This window comes from Muricoccus roseus, assembly GCF_900141905.1.
In the GTDB taxonomy this organism is placed as follows: Bacteria; Pseudomonadota; Alphaproteobacteria; order Acetobacterales; family Acetobacteraceae; genus Roseomonas; species Roseomonas rosea.
The window spans coordinates 99,077-113,620 of record NZ_FQZF01000009.1 but is presented as its reverse complement, the minus strand read 5'-3'; the positions used below and the strand labels follow the sequence as shown (position 1 = coordinate 113,620).

The 14,544-nt window shown below is 71.9% G+C and carries 15 protein-coding genes and 1 pseudogene; 6 read left to right on the top strand and 10 right to left on the bottom strand.

Annotated features, from left to right (window positions below):
• Window positions 1–5: 5 nt before the first annotated feature.
• Window positions 6–461 carry a hypothetical protein gene (locus BUB97_RS09410; protein ID WP_073133964.1) on the bottom strand — a complete coding sequence of 152 codons (456 nt, stop codon included), beginning with the start codon at window positions 459–461 and terminating at the stop codon, window positions 6–8.
• 198 nt (window positions 462–659) lie between these two features.
• Between BUB97_RS09410 and BUB97_RS09405 the strand changes: the two genes are divergently transcribed.
• Both BUB97_RS09405 and BUB97_RS09400 read left to right on the top strand, forming a co-directional pair.
• On the top strand, window positions 660–1,088 hold the full coding sequence (locus tag BUB97_RS09405; RefSeq protein WP_073133962.1) for a low affinity iron permease family protein: 429 nt from the start codon (window positions 660–662) through the stop codon (window positions 1,086–1,088).
• Between the two features lie 58 nt (window positions 1,089–1,146).
• Window positions 1,147–1,878, top strand: a complete 732-nt coding sequence (locus tag BUB97_RS09400) for a lysozyme family protein (RefSeq protein ID WP_139281318.1) — start codon at window positions 1,147–1,149, stop codon at window positions 1,876–1,878.
• A gap of 271 nt (window positions 1,879–2,149) precedes the next feature.
• Here the strand turns inward: BUB97_RS09400 and BUB97_RS09395 are convergent, their stop codons facing one another.
• The 9 genes and pseudogenes from BUB97_RS09395 to BUB97_RS09355 all read right to left on the bottom strand — a co-directional run bounded on the left by BUB97_RS09395 (window position 2,150) and on the right by BUB97_RS09355 (window position 10,379).
• The gene (locus BUB97_RS09395) at window positions 2,150–3,547 is read right to left on the bottom strand and encodes a hypothetical protein (protein ID WP_245818256.1); all 1,398 of its coding nucleotides are present in this window, start codon (window positions 3,545–3,547) and stop codon (window positions 2,150–2,152) included.
• Window positions 3,538–3,987 (bottom strand): molybdenum cofactor biosynthesis protein MoaE, encoded by a 450-nt coding sequence (locus BUB97_RS09390; RefSeq protein WP_245818255.1) that lies wholly within the window; start codon window positions 3,985–3,987, stop codon window positions 3,538–3,540. The genes BUB97_RS09395 and BUB97_RS09390 overlap by 10 nt, the downstream gene beginning before the upstream one ends.
• Before the next feature lie 9 nt (window positions 3,988–3,996).
• A complete protein-coding gene (moaD, locus tag BUB97_RS09385; RefSeq protein WP_456306331.1) occupies window positions 3,997–4,251 on the bottom strand; it encodes a molybdopterin converting factor subunit 1 in 255 nt (84 codons plus the stop codon).
• On the bottom strand, window positions 4,248–4,922 hold the full coding sequence (locus BUB97_RS09380; protein ID WP_073133955.1) for a hypothetical protein: 675 nt from the start codon (window positions 4,920–4,922) through the stop codon (window positions 4,248–4,250). The genes moaD and BUB97_RS09380 overlap by 4 nt, the downstream gene beginning before the upstream one ends.
• 146 nt (window positions 4,923–5,068) lie before the next feature.
• Window positions 5,069–5,683 (bottom strand): CDP-diacylglycerol--glycerol-3-phosphate 3-phosphatidyltransferase, encoded by a 615-nt coding sequence (gene pgsA / locus BUB97_RS09375; RefSeq protein ID WP_073133953.1) that lies wholly within the window; start codon window positions 5,681–5,683, stop codon window positions 5,069–5,071.
• Window positions 5,684–5,902: 219 nt separating this feature from the next.
• A pseudogene (gene uvrC / locus BUB97_RS09370) lies at window positions 5,903–7,939 on the bottom strand (excinuclease ABC subunit UvrC); the annotation flags it as partial.
• Window positions 7,940–8,253: 314 nt separating this feature from the next.
• Window positions 8,254–8,652 carry a dihydroneopterin aldolase gene (gene folB / locus BUB97_RS09365; protein WP_073133951.1) on the bottom strand — a complete coding sequence of 133 codons (399 nt, stop codon included), beginning with the start codon at window positions 8,650–8,652 and terminating at the stop codon, window positions 8,254–8,256.
• Window positions 8,649–9,425, bottom strand: a complete 777-nt coding sequence (locus tag BUB97_RS09360; protein ID WP_073133947.1) for an SDR family oxidoreductase — start codon at window positions 9,423–9,425, stop codon at window positions 8,649–8,651. The genes folB and BUB97_RS09360 overlap by 4 nt, the downstream gene beginning before the upstream one ends.
• A gap of 9 nt (window positions 9,426–9,434) precedes the next feature.
• Complete coding sequence (locus BUB97_RS09355) at window positions 9,435–10,379, bottom strand: LysR family transcriptional regulator (RefSeq protein ID WP_073133945.1); 945 nt, start codon at window positions 10,377–10,379, stop codon at window positions 9,435–9,437.
• A 129-nt stretch (window positions 10,380–10,508) separates the two neighbouring features.
• On the opposite strand from BUB97_RS09355, the gene BUB97_RS09350 reads away from it, so the two are divergent.
• The 4 genes from BUB97_RS09350 to BUB97_RS09335 all read left to right on the top strand — a co-directional run bounded on the left by BUB97_RS09350 (window position 10,509) and on the right by BUB97_RS09335 (window position 14,524).
• The gene (locus BUB97_RS09350; RefSeq protein ID WP_073133943.1) at window positions 10,509–11,675 is read left to right on the top strand and encodes an MFS transporter; all 1,167 of its coding nucleotides are present in this window, start codon (window positions 10,509–10,511) and stop codon (window positions 11,673–11,675) included.
• Window positions 11,676–12,030: 355 nt separating this feature from the next.
• Window positions 12,031–13,086 carry an alpha/beta hydrolase gene (locus BUB97_RS09345; protein ID WP_073133941.1) on the top strand — a complete coding sequence of 352 codons (1,056 nt, stop codon included), beginning with the start codon at window positions 12,031–12,033 and terminating at the stop codon, window positions 13,084–13,086.
• Window positions 13,086–13,832: an SDR family NAD(P)-dependent oxidoreductase gene (locus BUB97_RS09340; RefSeq protein WP_073133939.1), complete on the top strand. Its 747-nt coding sequence runs from the start codon at window positions 13,086–13,088 to the stop codon at window positions 13,830–13,832. Before BUB97_RS09345 ends, BUB97_RS09340 begins: the two co-directional genes overlap by 1 nt.
• Window positions 13,829–14,524, top strand: a complete 696-nt coding sequence (locus BUB97_RS09335) for an SDR family NAD(P)-dependent oxidoreductase (protein ID WP_073133937.1) — start codon at window positions 13,829–13,831, stop codon at window positions 14,522–14,524. The genes BUB97_RS09340 and BUB97_RS09335 overlap by 4 nt, the downstream gene beginning before the upstream one ends.
• Window positions 14,525–14,544 lie beyond the last annotated feature (20 nt).

Here is a 14,544-nt window from a genome sequence, read left to right as displayed (position 1 = left end):
ACGGCTTACCGACGGGGCGTGCCGCTATGCTCCGGATCGGCCTCGATCTCCCGCTCCGCCTCCTCCACATCCTCGCGCGAGACGACGCCGGGCGTGTGCATGTCCGGGTCGCCGCCCTCGGCGGCCTCGACATGGCTCTTGATGCTTCGCAGCGCGTTGCCCGCATTGGTGGGCCCGTCATCCGGGCTCATCTCCTCCGCCGGCGGCTCCGGGGTGTGCTCCTCCTCGGCGAAGGTGAGGGACAGGTCGGAGACGTCGCCCCGGCCCGTCACGGTCATCTCCCCCGCCGGGGCCATGGTCCAGCGAATGGTGTTCGCGCCCGCCTCCACGCTCATCCCAGGGTCGGGCAACACATCGGCATCATGGCGGAGATGAGCGTACCAGTGGCGCGCATTCCCCTTTTCGGACAGCCAGGCGAACAGGCGGTCCGGGCTGGCATGGACGGTGATCTTGGCGTGCATGAATCCCTCCGGGTCTGGGGGGCTATCGCCCCGGGAGCGGCCGGGTTGCGCGGCCGGGTTCCTCGACCCGGGATGGGGCACTGCCCGTGAACCCCGGATGAATTCGAGGAAACCCGCAAACCCCCTATCCTGTCCGGAGCTTCTCTGGAACGCGCCGGCCTTTCAAGCGTCCGGCGCCCCGAGATTTCGGTGGAGCCGATGTCCTTCTCCAAGCTCTTCAACGACGTCGCGAGCCGCGTCGCTCAGGCGACGGGCCGCCCGCTGACCTTCGTGCTCTGCGTGGCGATTGTCGTGTCCTGGGCCTTGTCAGGGCCGCTTTTCGGCTTCTCCGACACCTGGCAGCTCGTCATCAACACGGGCACGACCATCGTCACCTTCCTGATGGTCTTCCTGATCCAGAACACGCAGAACCGCGACGGCGCGGCCATCCAGGCGAAGCTGGACGAGCTGATCCGCACCAGCGCCGCCGGCAACGCCTTCATCGGCATCGAACACCTGACCGAGGAGGAGCTGGACAAGATCCGCGCCACCTGCGAGCAGCGCGCCCGCATGGCCGAGGCCGCCGACACGGCGGAGGACCAGGCCAACCGCCGCGCCGCGGCCGCCGCCGAGGCCGCGACCAGCTGAACGCCGCTCCCGACCCTTTTTGTTGACCGCGGCGCCCGGGGCGGCGACCCAGCGCCCCATGCCGCGCCTCCGCCCCGTGCTTGCCCTTCTCGGTGTCCTGATGGCCGGCGCCACGTCCGCCCTGGCCCAGGGCGGCGGCGACGACTGGTCCGCCTGCCGCCGCGCCATCGCCGTGGTGGAGCCCGCCGCCGGCGTTCCCGCCGGGCTGCTCGGCGCCATCGCCCTGGTGGAGACCGGCCGCGCCGCGCCCTCCGGCCGGCCGGAGCCCTGGCCCTGGAGCTGGAACGCCGCCGGAGACAGCGGCTCCGCCCCAACCAAGGCCGCCGCAATCGCGGCCGTCGCCGCCCTCCAGGCCCGGGGGGTCCGCTCCATCGACGTCGGATGCATGCAGGTGAACCTTCTGCACCACCCCGATGCCTTCCCGAACCTCGAAACGGCCTTCGACCCCACCGCCAACGCCCGCTACGCCGCGCGCTTCCTCAACCGCCTGCGCGGCAACGCGCCGGATTGGGGAGACGCCATCGGCCGCTACCATTCCGGCGAGCCCGAGCGCGGCGCCGCCTATAACCGCCGCGTGGCCCTGGCCCGCCTCGGCGCCGCCTGGGGCCGCGGCGGGGCCGTGCCCCTGCCGCCCATGCGCGGCCTGGCCAATCTCTGCGCGCCCGGGCTGCAACCGGCGCTGCTCATCGGCGGCCCCGCCGAGGCGCGGCAGTTCATGCGGCCCGGGGTGCGGCGGCCCGTGCCGGTGCCGCGCCATTCCCGGCCGCGAATGGCCTGCCTGCGGCGATAGGGAAGGGAAGGGCTCCGCCCTTCACCCGCCAAGGGCCTGAGGCCCTTGGAACCCCATCGGACTGCCGTGGATACCGTTGACCGGCGGGGTCTCTGGTCGCTGGTGCTTTGTCCTGCGTTTGCGGTCGCCCGAGGTCATCGACCTCAGGCGCACCGTCAGCCCTGGTGATTCCAAACTCGAAGAAAAAGATGATGGTGAGGGGTCCGGGGAGAGGAAGAATTCCTTCTTCCTCTCCCCGGGACAGACCCCTAGCCCAAGAAAAAGCCCCGGTTCAAACCCCCCGCCGATCGACCCCAGAACCCGCGCGGCTTGCGAGCAGGAAGGCCCCGGCCACCATCAGCCAGGCCACCCGCGCGCCGTAGCGGTCATGCGGCCCGCTCAGCGCGCCGGTCGCGAAGGCATTCGCCAGGAGGCCGGTGGCGATGCCGAGGGCGAGGCCCAGGACCAGGCGGTTCCGCCGTCCCCGCCAGCCGAGGATGGCGAGGGCGATGGCGCCCAGCAGCAGCACGGGTTCCTGCACCCAGAGGAGAGGGGCCACGAGGGCCGGCATGTCACCACGCCAGTGGGCGCCGGCCTGGAAGCGCGCGGCTTCCTCCGGCCCGAAGGCCTGGACATGGCCGAGCACGCCCTCGCCGATATGGCGCCGCTCCAGCGTGTCGCCGACGCGGTTGCGGAAGATGAGCTGGGTGAGGGTGTCCCGCGCCGCGTCCAGGGCGACGGCGAGCGGTTCCCGCGCGATCGTCGCACGGACGATCTCGCGGGCCTCGCCGGAAAGGGCGCGCCCGCCGAAGTCGCGCGGGCGGCCGGTCTCGTTTCGGTTGATGGGGCTGGCGGGATCCCAGAGGAAGATGTCGCTCGGCAGCAGGTCGCGCGGGCAGCGGCGATAGATGCAGGCGCGCGGGCCATAGGGGTCGAGGCCCGGTCCCTTGAAGGCGCAGAGCGCCCATCCCGCTTCGGGGCAGGCGGCGTCGATGGTGTTCAGCCCGGGGCCGTTCGCCACCAGCCGCGCCATCATGAAGGTGGCGCCATGGGGAGAGAGGGAGAGGCGCCCATGGCCCAGCAGGTTGGTGACCAGCAGCAGCGCCACCGCCCCGGCCACCGGCACGGCCACCCGCGCCGCGGCGCGCCACCCCGCGAGCAGCGAGACGACGACGAGGGCGCCCATCAGGGGCAGGTGCGAGAGATGCGCGGCCGTGCCCACCGCGCCCAGCACGCAAAGCCAGGCCGCTTCTCCGCGCGAAAGGGCGGCGCGGCCGAATCCCAGCAGCAGCGCGCAGAGGAGCACGGCGGGGGTGAAGACATCCGGCATCACCAGCGCCACGGTGAAGGGTAGGGCTGTCAGCGCCGCCAGCAGGCCGCAGAGCAGCAGATGGCGCGCCGGGGTGGTGCCGCCGCCGAAGGCGCGCAGCGCGAGCCAGAGGAGGTGGGAGACCATGACGCCCTGGGCCACCACCACGGGCCAGAGGGTGCTGTGCCAGTGGAAGAGGAAGGCGGCCGGCCCGTAGATCCAGGGCTTGTCCCAGAGCATCAGCGGGCCGAGCGTCTGGTGCAGGAAGGCCCCGCTGTCGCTGAACAGCAGCGGATAGCCCGCGAGGAAGGCGGGCCAGGCGAGCATCAGCCCGCCCACCAGGACCGAAGCGAGAACCGGAGCCAGGGGTTTCAGCCCCATTCCCGCGTGCGCGCCTCGTCCTCGTGCCGGGCCTCCACCCAGCGTTCCGCGCCGCCGGCGAATTCCTCGCGCTTCCAGAAGGGCGCCCCGGTCTTCAGCCAGTCGATCAGGAAGGCGCAGGCCTCCAGCGCAGCCACGCGGTGCCGGCTGGCCGTGAGGACGAGGACGATGCCCTCGCCCGGCAGGATGCGGCCGTGGCGGTGGATGACGGTGCAGCCGGTGAGCGGCCAGCGCGCGCAGGCCTGTTCGACGATGCGGGCGATCGCCCGCTCGGTCATGCCGGGATAGTGCTCCAGCACCAGGGCCTGCAGCCCGTCATCGGCACGGCAGAGGCCGAGGAAGCTGGCGATGCCGCCGACATCCACGCGCCCGGCCGAAAGTGCCGCCGTCTCGGCCGCGAGGTCGAAGGGGCTGTCCTGCACGCGGATGGTCGGGGTCACGCCCATGGCTCAGCCCCCGGTCACGGGCGGGAAGAAGGCCACCTCGTCCCCGGGCTTCACCGGGTGGTCGGGGCCGCAGAAATCCTGGTTCACCGCCGTCCGCACCTGCGCCGGGTCGGCGAAGGCCGCGGCATGGCCGGGGGAGCGCGCGGCGAGCCAGCGCATGAGCCCGGCCACGTCGCGCACCTCCTCCGGGGGGGAGACCTCCTCCTCCCCGATGCCGGAACGCTGGCGCAGCCAGGCGAAGTAGAGGACCCGGATCAAGGGGTGGGCACCACCTGGGTGCTGCCATCCGGCCCGATGAGGGTGGTGGTGCCGCCCTGGCGGATGGCCGTGCCCGTGCCCACGCCCGGCTGGGTGTAGGTCTGGATGTTGCCGCCGCCGCCGGTGATCACGGCCGGCGGGCCGCCGGGCACCGGCAGCACCTGGCCGTCCACGCGCCGCTCCGGCGGGGTGGGCGGGGCGCCGCGGGGCACGCCGGCACGGGGCAGAGGCGGCGGGTCGAGCGGCGGCAGCGCCTCGGAGCTGCCGATCCGGCGGCGGGTGCCCGGCGCGGGGGCGCGCGGGTTGGGCGCGGCCTCCGGCGGCGCGCCCTGGCCGGGCGCGGTGCTGTTGGGCAGGTAGACGTCGGGGGATGTTCCCCGCTGCTGGCGCGCCCGCTCCAGCCCCTCGGAGCGGCTCCGCTCCTGGGGTGGGACGGTGGCAGCATCGGGGTTCTGGAGGGTGGCGCGCGGCGCTTCCTGGGCGGGCCAGACATTGCCGGGCTCGGGCGCCAGGGGCGGCACCTCGGCCGGCGTGCCCATGACCCGGCGCACGGTCAGGCTGTCCGGCGCGCCGAGCGGGTCGGTGCGGCCGAAGGGGGCCATGTCGATGTCGCCGAAGCAGCCGCCGAGCAGGAGGGCCAGCGGCAGGCTGGCAAACAGCCGGCCTCTCATACCCGGACGAAGGCGGTCCATAGTCGAAGTCCCTTTCCGATCGGCCCGGATGGTGCGGGCCTTCCGTGAAGTCGGTGAGTCGCTGCGGCGCAAGATGCGCGCGGGAGCCCCGTCTTGCTACCCGGTCTCGCTACCCGGGCGTTCCGCTACCCGGCCCGGCGACCCTCGCGCGAGCCCTCGCGGGCCAGATCCTCCGCCGCGGCGTGGCGCATTCCGGCTGTCATGTAGTCCCAGCCCGTCAGCAGGGTGAGGGCGGCGGCCACCCAGAGCCCCGCCTCGCCGAGCCAGGAGACCGGCAGGAAGCCCAGCCCGATGGCCGAGGCGCCGCTATCCCCCGCGATGATGGTGCCGATGGAGCCCATCTGGAAGCCGGTCTTCCACTTCGCCAGGCGGGTGACGGGCAGCCCGATCCGGATTCCCGCCAGGTATTCCCGCAGGCCCGAGACCAGGATCTCCCGCAGCAGGATGACGATCGCCGGAAGCAGGCCGAGCGGCGAGAGTCGGTCCATTCCGGCCAGCAGCATGAGGGCGGCGCCGACGAGCAGCTTGTCCGCGATCGGGTCCAGCATCCGCCCGAAGGCGGAGAAGGAGCCGCGTTCGCGGGCGATCTTGCCGTCGAAGTAATCTGTCACCGCCGCCGCCGAGAAGACGGCGCAGGAGAGGATGTCGCCCACTGGGGTGCGCAGGAACATCAACGCCACCAGCAGCGGGATCGCCGCGATGCGGGAGAGCGTCAGCAGGTTCGGCAGGTCGGTCGGCATCCGCGTCTCCTCAGGGCTTCCCCTAGCCCAGAATGTGGCCGCGGGGAACGCGGGGCAGGATTAACCTTCGGCCTCATGCCCCAGCGCGTCGGGCGCGGGGGGCGGGGAGGGGGGCTCAGGCTCTTCCGGCACCGGGTTCTCCACCGGGTCGGGCGCCTCCGCGATGGCGGTCACCGCCTTGCCGCGGCGCCCGCGCGGCTTCACCGCTTCCACCGGGCCGGTGGTGCCGGGGTGGAAGTGCTCATAGACCCGCTTGGCCACCGCCGGGCCGATCCCCGGCCCGTTCCGCAGGTCCTCCAGCGCCGCGTTCCGCACCCCCCGGGCCGAGCCGAAATGGTTCAGCAGGGCCCGCTTGATGGCGGTGCCCACGCCGGGAATGTCGTCCAGCTCGCTCTTCACCAGGGATTTGGAACGGCCGGCGCGGTGGGTGGTGATGGCGAAGCGGTGCGCCTCGTCCCGCAGGCGCTGGAGATAGTAGAGGACGGGGTCGCGCGGCGGCAGCTGGATCGGTTCGTGGCCGGTGCGGTGGAACCACTCGCGCCCGGCATCCCGGTCCGGGCCCTTGGCGACGGCGACCAGCGGCACGTCATGGATGCCCATTTCCGTCAGGATCTCCCGCGCGGCGTTGAGCTGGCCGAGGCCGCCATCGATTAGCACCAGGTCGGGCCAGGTGCCGCTCTCGCGCTCCGGGTCCTCCTTCAGGGCGCGGCCGAAGCGGCGCTCGAACACCTCCCGCATCATGGCGAAGTCGTCGCCCCCGGACATGCCGGGTCGTCCGCCGGTGGATTTCAGGGCGGTGCGGCCGGCGGCGTCATGCGCCAGCGCCTGCACATCCTCCTGCGCCAGCGGCTCCACCCCGGTGGCGTCCGCCGGGGCGGGGCCGGTATCCGTGCCCTTGCGGCCCTTCGCGGCGCCGGCGCCTTCCCCGCGGATGGAGAACTTGCGGTAGGCGTTCTTCAGGAAGCCCGAGGGGCCCGCGACCACCATCACGCCATAGGCATTGCTGCCCTGGATATGGGAGTTGTCGTAGATCTCGATCCGCTCCGGGGTGGAGGGCAGGTCGAAGAGCTTCGCCACGCCCTGCAGCAGCTCGCCCTGGGCCGCGCCCTCGGCCAGCTTGCGCTCCAGCGCCTCGCGCGCATTGGTCTGGGCGTGCTCCACCGCCGCGCGCTTCTCGCCGCGCTTCGGTGCGTGGACCTCCACCTTGCGGTCGGCCCGCAGCGCCAGCGCCTCGGCCACCAGCGCCGCCTCGGGCAGGTCGTGGGAGACGAGGACCAGGGGCGGGGGCGGCAGGTCGTCATAGAGCTGGCCGAGGAAGGCGGTGATCACCTCCGCCGGCTCCGCATCGGCGCGGATGCCCGAGAGGAAGAAGGGCCGGTTGCCGTTGTTGCGGCCACCGCGGAAGAAGAAGACCTGGACGCAGGCCTGGCCCGCTGCCTGGTGCAGCGCCACCACATCGGCGTCGCCGACGCCATCCAGGTTGATGCGGTCCCGGCCCTGCACATGGGTCAGGCCCCGGATCCGGTCCCGGATGGCGGCCGCGCGTTCGAATTCCAGCCGTTCGGCCGCCTCCTCCATCTCCTTGGCCAGGCGCTTCTGGATGGAGGGCGTCTCGCCGGAGAGGAACTGCGTCGCCTCCTTCACCAGCTCGCCATACTCCTCCTTCGAGACACGCTCGACGCAGGGGGCGGAGCAGCGGCGGATCTGGTGCAGCAGGCAGGGGCGGGAGCGGTTGTCGAACACCGTGTCCCGGCAGGAGCGCAGCAGGAAGACGCGCTGCAGGGCGGTCAGCGTCTGGTTCACCGCCCAGGCGCTGGCGAAGGGGCCCCAGTAGGAGGCGCCCTTCCGGCGCTCACCCCTGTGCTTGGCGATCTGCGGGTACGGATGATCTTCCGTGATCACGAGCCACGGATAGGACTTATCGTCCCGCAAGACGATGTTGTAGCGCGGCCGGAGCCGCTTGATCAGGTTGGCCTCCAGCAGCAGCGCCTCGGCCTCGGACGCCGTGGTGATCACCTCCAGGTGGCGCGTCTCGAAGACCATGCGCTTCAGCCGGTCCGGCAGCTTATGGACCTGGGTGTAGGCATAGACCCGCTTCTTCAGGCTGCGCGCCTTGCCGACATAGAGGGCGTCTCCCTTGGCATCGAGCATGCGGTAGACGCCCGGCGAGAAGGGCAGGGTGGCGAGGGCGGTCTCGATCACCTCGCGCCCCTCCATGGGGGCCTTCGGGGTGGTCTGCTCGTGGGAGAAGGCCATCAGGCTTGTTTCCGTTGGGTTTCCTGACCGCCTTGGCGGTTGTCCCCGAAAGCTGTGGATAAGCTTGTGGATGGAGGCGTGGGATTCATCGCTCGATAGAGGCGGATCAGGCCTCCCGACGCGCCCGCCCAAAATTTGTGCAACAACCTAAGTTATTGTTTTTGTGCTTCTTCAACTGCCGGTGGGCTTTCATGCTTCGTTCACATTGACCTTCCAGCCCAGTTCCGCCAGCCCCCCTGACCCTCTCCGGAGCGCAGGGGATGAATCCATCTCACAGCGGCGCGAGGGCGTTGACAGGCCACGAATCGTGACAATCAGGCGTCACGGCGGCGCTCCACGCTAACGCCGACGGCGCCCACGCCGGGCATGATGTCGGGCTTCTCCACCGTCACCCGCACCGCCTCCACCCGGTGGTCCTCCAGGCAGGCCAGGGCGATCCGCTCGGCGAGCGTCTCGGCCAGGCGGGTGTGGCCGCTGGTGGCCACCTGGCGGGCGCGTTCGGCCGCCGCGGCATAGTCCACCACCCGGTCCAGCCGGTCCGGCCCGACGCCGGAGGGGGCGGATTCGTCCTCCACCAGCATCTCGATCCCGATGACCACGCGCTGCGGCGCGGCCTCCTCCTTCGGGTAGATTCCCAGCCGTGCCTGGACGGTCAGGTCCCGCACGAAGACGCGGCGACGGGCGCGCCGGGCATCCGGAACATAGGCATTCATTCTTCCGGTCCCCCATGACCGCGCGGCGGGGACCATTGCAGGTGCTGCCCCCCATCCAGGGCGATCATCTGCCCCGTCATGGCCGGGAGGGAAAGGATGGCCATGACGCCCTGGGCCACCTCCTCCGGGCTGGAGCCGTGGCGGAGGGGGGTGCTTTCGCATTGCGCGCGGAACTGCGCCTCGGTCTGGCGCGTGCTCGCCACCGTGGGGCCGGGGCCGATCCCGTTCACCCGGATCCGGGGCGCCAGCGCCAGCGCCATGGACTGGGTGAGGGCCCAGAGAGCCGCCTTTGTCACGGTGTAGCTGACGAAATGCGGGGTGAGGGAGAGCACGCGCTGGTCCAGCATGTTCACCACCGCGCCCTCCGCCTCCTCGGGCAGGGCGAGGGCCATGGCCTGGGTGAGCACGAAAGGCGCCCGGAGATTGGGCTCCATGTGCCGGTCCCAGCTCTCGCGGGTGGCGTTGTCCCATTCGTCCCGCTCGAAACGGGAGGCGTTGTTCACCAGGACGCCGATCGGGCCGAGCTTGGCCGTGGCATCCGGGATGAGGGACTCGACCTCCGCCTCACGGGCGAGGTCCGCCCGCAGGAGGGTGGCGCGGCGGCCCAGGGCCCGGGCGCGCCCGGCCACCTCCTCCGCCTCCTCCGGACTGTCCCGGTGGTGGATGGCCAGGTCGAAGCCGGCTTCCGCCAGGGCAAGGGCGATCGCGCGGCCGATGCGCTTCGCGCCGCCGGTGACGAGGGCCGCACGGGGGATCTTCGGGGAAATCGTCATGCCGTTCCGCTAGATGGGGCCGTGGGGCCGGTCCGGGGAGAGGCCCTGCGCCGCGAAGGCGGGGAGGCGTGCCCTCTCCGCCAGGAAGTCGAGCACCGCCCGCACCCGGGCGGGCAGCCTCCCCCCGCCGCCGAGATAGACGGCGTGGAATTCCTCCAAATCGCCGGGATTGTGCGCCTCCAGCACCGGGCGCAGCCGGCCGGCGGCGATGTCGGCCGCCACGACGAAGAGCGCCAGCCGCGCCAGCCCGGCACCGGCCACGGCGAGCTGGCGCAGCGCATCCCCGTCATTGGCCTGCACCCGGCCGGTCACGGGCAGGGTGACGATCTGCCCGTCCCGCAGCAGCGGCCAGCCTTCCTGCGCCCGGGCATAGTTGAAGCCCAGCCGTTCATGCCCCTCCAGCGCCGCCGGCTCGCCCGGCTCGCCGGCGCGGGCGAGGTAGGCGGGGGCGCCGACGATCACCATCCGCGTGGCGCCGAGCTTGCGCGCCATGAGGCCCGAGCTGCGCAGCGGCCCCGCCCGGATGCCGACATCCGTGCGCTCCTGCATCAGGTCGATCACCGTATCCGTCTGCATCAGGTCCAGGCTGATGGCGGGGTGGCGGGCCAGGAATTCGGGGATGAGCGGGGTGAGGACATGCACCCCATAAGCGCTGCTGAGGCTGATCCGGACACGCCCGGCCGGCCGTTCCCCGGCGGCCACCAGCCCCTCGGCCTCGTCCAGATCGGCCAGGAGCCGCGTGGCGCGCTCGTAGAAGCCGCTCCCCTCCGGGGTCAGTTGCAGCTTGCGGGTGGAGCGCTGGACGAGGCGGGCGCCAAGCCGGGCCTCCAGCCGCCCGATCAGCTTGCTCACGGCCGAGGGCGTCATCCGCAGGGCGCGCGCGGCGGCCGAGAAGCCGCCGAGCTCCACCACCCGGACGAAGACCTCCATCTCGCCGGAGCGGTTGACCTCCATGCGCTCCCTCCTGCCGGATGTGCTGCCGGTTCACAGCTGCTGTGCCAGCCTGCAGGCTAATTCACGATCCCGGGGCGGTCCATCTTCGCCGCAACGCGAAACCCCCCTTCAGGGATCGGGACCTCTCCCATGCCACTTGCTCTCTATGCGCTGACGGTCGGTGCCTTCGGCATCGGCGTCACCGAATTCGTCATCATGGGCCTGCTGATCGAGGTGGGCGCCGATCTCGGCGTCTCCCTTGCCTCGGCGGGCCTCCTCATCTCCGGCTATGCGCTCGGCGTCGTGCTCGGCGCGCCGGTGCTCACCGCCTTCACGGCGCGCTGGCCGCGCAAGGCGGCGCTGATCGGTTTGATGGTCGTGTTCACCATCGGCAACGCCGCCTGCGCCCTCGCGCCCAGCTATGGGCTGCTGATGGCCGCCCGCGTGCTGACGGCCTTCGCCCATGGCACCTTCTTCGGCGTCGGCGCGGTGGTGGCCACCGGGCTCGTGGCGCCGGACCGGCGGGCCTCGGCCATCGCCACCATGTTCACCGGGCTGACCGTGGCGAACATCCTCGGCGTGCCCTTCGGCACCTGGCTGGGCCAGCACATGGGCTGGCGCGCCACCTTCTGGGCGGTGACGCTGGTGGGCCTCGTTGCGCTCGCCGTCATCGCCCTGCTGGTGCCGCGCGACAAGGCAGCGCCCGAGGCGGGGGACTGGCGGGCCGACCTGCGCGCCATGGCGCGCGGCCCGGTGATCGTCGCGCTGCTGACCACGGTGTTCGGCTTCGCCGGCGTCTTCGCCGTGTTCACCTATATCGCGCCGATCCTCACCCGGATCAGCGGCTTCGCCGATGCGGCGGTCTCGCCCATCCTGCTCGTCTTCGGCGGCGGGCTGGTGGTGGGGAACATCCTGGGCGGCAAGCTGGCGGACCGGAACCTCTCCCTCGCCCTGCTCGGTTCCATGGGCGCGCTGGCGCTGGTGCTGCTGGGGATGGGCCTGGTGATGGGCAACGGCATCCTCGCCATCCTCTCCGTCGGCCTGCTGGGCGCGACCGGCTTCGCCACCGTGGCGCCGCTGCAGATCTGGGTGCTGGAACGGGCGACCGGCGCGGGGCAAAGCCTCGCCTCCAGCCTCAATATCGCGGCCTTCAACCTCGGCAACGCGCTGGGCGCCTGGGCGGGCGGGCTGGTGATCGATCACGGGCCAGGGCTGGCCGCCGTGCCCCTCTTCGCCGCGGCCTTCCCGGTGGCGGCGGTGCTGCTCGCCTGGCCCTCATTGCGGCGGGAACGGGCGGGGGCGCTGGCGCGGGCTTGAAGCCCGGGCAGGATTAGACGGAGGGCTCTGCCCTCGACCCGCCAAGGGCTTGAGGCCCTTGGAACCCCGTTTGACTGCCGTGGATACCCCGGATCGAAGGGGTCTCGGGTTGCGGGTGTCCTTCCTGCGCTGGGAGTCGCCTCGGGTCCATGACCCGAGGCGCACCGTCAGCCCAGTGATTCCAAACTTTTAAAAGAAGATGATGGTGAGGGGTCCGGGGAGAGGAAGAATTCCTTCTTCCTCTCCCCGGGACAGACCGTCACCCCAGGTGGCGTACCCCCCAAGCCTGCGGCATCCTCCTTCCACCGGAGGATGGCCAGCAAAGGCCGCCCCCGCAGGGGAAGGACGGCCAGCCATGAGACGAGATTTCCTGCGTGCCGCCACGCTGACGGCCGCTGCCGCGGCCGTGCCCAGGGCGGGCGAGGCCCAGCCGGCGCCTGCCACGGCGAAGCGGCCGGTGACCTTGGCCGACTGGGGTTCATTCCATGTCGGCGGGAAGGAGCATGTGGTTTCCGGCCAGCCGGTGCGGGAGGTTCTGTTCTCCCCCGGCGGCGTGCCGGCGAAGGTGGACCCGAACGGTACCTATCTGATCGGCGGGATGTACGCGCAGTACATGGTTCCCGAGCCGGCGCGCGGCCGCTTTCCCTTGCTGATGTGGCATGGCGGCGGGCTGACCGGCGTGACCTGGGAGAACACGCCGGACGGGCGCGAGGGCTGGCAGCACTTCTTCCTCCGGCGCGGCTGGCCGGTCTATGTCTCGGACGCCGTGGAGCGCGGGCGGTCCGGCTGGACGATGCTGCCGGAGGCCACGGGCGGGCAGCCTGTGTTCCTCACTCTGGACAATCCCTATGAGCGGTTCCGTATCGGTGACGGCCCCGGTTCCTATGCGCGCAAGACCACCCTGCCGGGCAACCAGTTCCCGGCGGATGACGCGAGCTACCGGAACTTCGTGCGCCAATGCGTGCCGCGCTTCACCACCACCGATGCGCTGACGCTGGACGCCTATCTTGCCCTGCTGGACCGGGTGGGCCCGAGCGTGGTGATGGCGCACAGCCAGGCCGGGCTGTTCGGCTGGCGCGCCGCGCAGGAGCGGGCGGACAAGGTGCGCGCCCTGGTGCTGGTGGAGCCGGCGACGGTGGGCGACCCGGCCAAGGTGGCGGCGCTGAAGGACGTGCCGGTGCTGATGATCTATGGCGACTACATCGCGCAGGATGCGCGCTGGCCCACCATCCGCGCCAATGGCATCCGCTTTGCTGAGGCGGTGCGCGCCGCGGGCGGCACGGTGGATGTGGTGGACCTGCCCGAGCGAGGCATCAAGGGGAACAGCCACATGGTGATGATGGACCGCAACGGCGACGAGGTGGCGGCGCTGGTGCAGGACTGGCTGGCGGCCAAGGGGCTCTGGGCCTGATGGATGCCGTGCCCGCCCCGCTGACCGGGATCGCGCAAACGGGGCTCGCGGGCAAGCGCGCCCTCGTCACCGGGCATCGGGGCGGGATCGGCGCCGCCATAGTGGCGGTGCTGGAGGCCTCCGGCGCCGTCGTGGAGGGGCTGGACCGGCCGGAGCACGACCTGCTCGACACCGCTTCCATCGCGCCGGCGGTGGAAGCGGCGGCGGCGCGCATGGGCGGGATCGAGCTGCTGGTGAACAATGCCGGCGACACGATGATCGGCACGCTGCTGGACACGCCGCTGCACGAGGCCGAGCGGATCATGCGCGTGAACTGGCTGGCGCCCTTCGCGGTGATGCAGGCGGCGCTGCCGCATTTGCTAAAGCAGGGGGGCGCGGTGGTGAATATCGCCTCCGACCAGGCGTTGATCGGCAAGCCGGCCAGCGCGGCCTATGGCGCTTCCAAGGCGGCGCTGGCGCAGATGACGCGCTCGGCGGCGCTCGATTTCGCGTCCCAGGGGGTGCGCTTCAACGCCATCGCGCCGGGCAGCACGGACACGCCGATGCTGCGCGCGGTGATCGCGGATCTGGCGGCGCGCGATCCGTCGCGGCCCGCCTCCGAGGCGGCCTATACGGAGGCGGTGCCGCAGCGGCGCTTCGCGCATCCGCGCGAGGTCGCGGCGGTGGTGGCCTTCCTTCTGTCGGACCATGCGAGCTTCGTGACGGGCATCGTCATGCCCGTGGATGGCGGGACGACGGCGGCGTGAGCGCCGTTCTCGTCACGGGAGGCACGCGCGGCATCGGGCTGGCCTGCGCGCGGCTGCTGGCGGGGCAGGGGGTGCCGGTGCTCGCGGCGGCACGCCGCGCGCCGGAGGGGGCGCTGCCGGAGGGCGTGCGCTTCCTTGCCTGCGACGTGACCGATGCGGCTTCCGTGCGCGCCCTCTTCGCGCAGGCGGGCCCGCTGCGGGCGGCCATCCTGGCGGCGGGCGTGGCCGGCGGCGATCCGCCCGAGGCGGATGAGGAGCACTGGCGCCGCATCATCGCCTCCAATCTCGACGGCGCCTGGCGCTGCGCGGAAGGGGCGGCGAGGCTGCTGCCGGATGGGGAGGGGCGGATCGTGTTCCTCTCCTCCGTGCTCGGCCTGCGCGCCGTGCCGGACCAGGTGGCCTATTCCGCCGCCAAGCACGGGGTGATCGGGCTGATGCGCGCGCTGGCGCTGCGCCTCGCCCCGCGCGGAATCACCGTGAACGCCCTCTGCCCGGGATGGGTCGAGACGGAGATGGCCCGGGCCCGCTGGGGGGAGCTGGGCATGACGCGGGAGGAGGCCGCTTCGGGCACGCCGACCCGGCGCATCACGGCGCCGGAGGAGGTAGCGGCCATGGCGGCCTATCTCCTTTCCGCCGCTGCCGGGAATGTGACGGGGCAGGCGATCGCGCTGGATGGGGGCGCCGGGCTGTAGCCCGATTGGAACGTTGACAA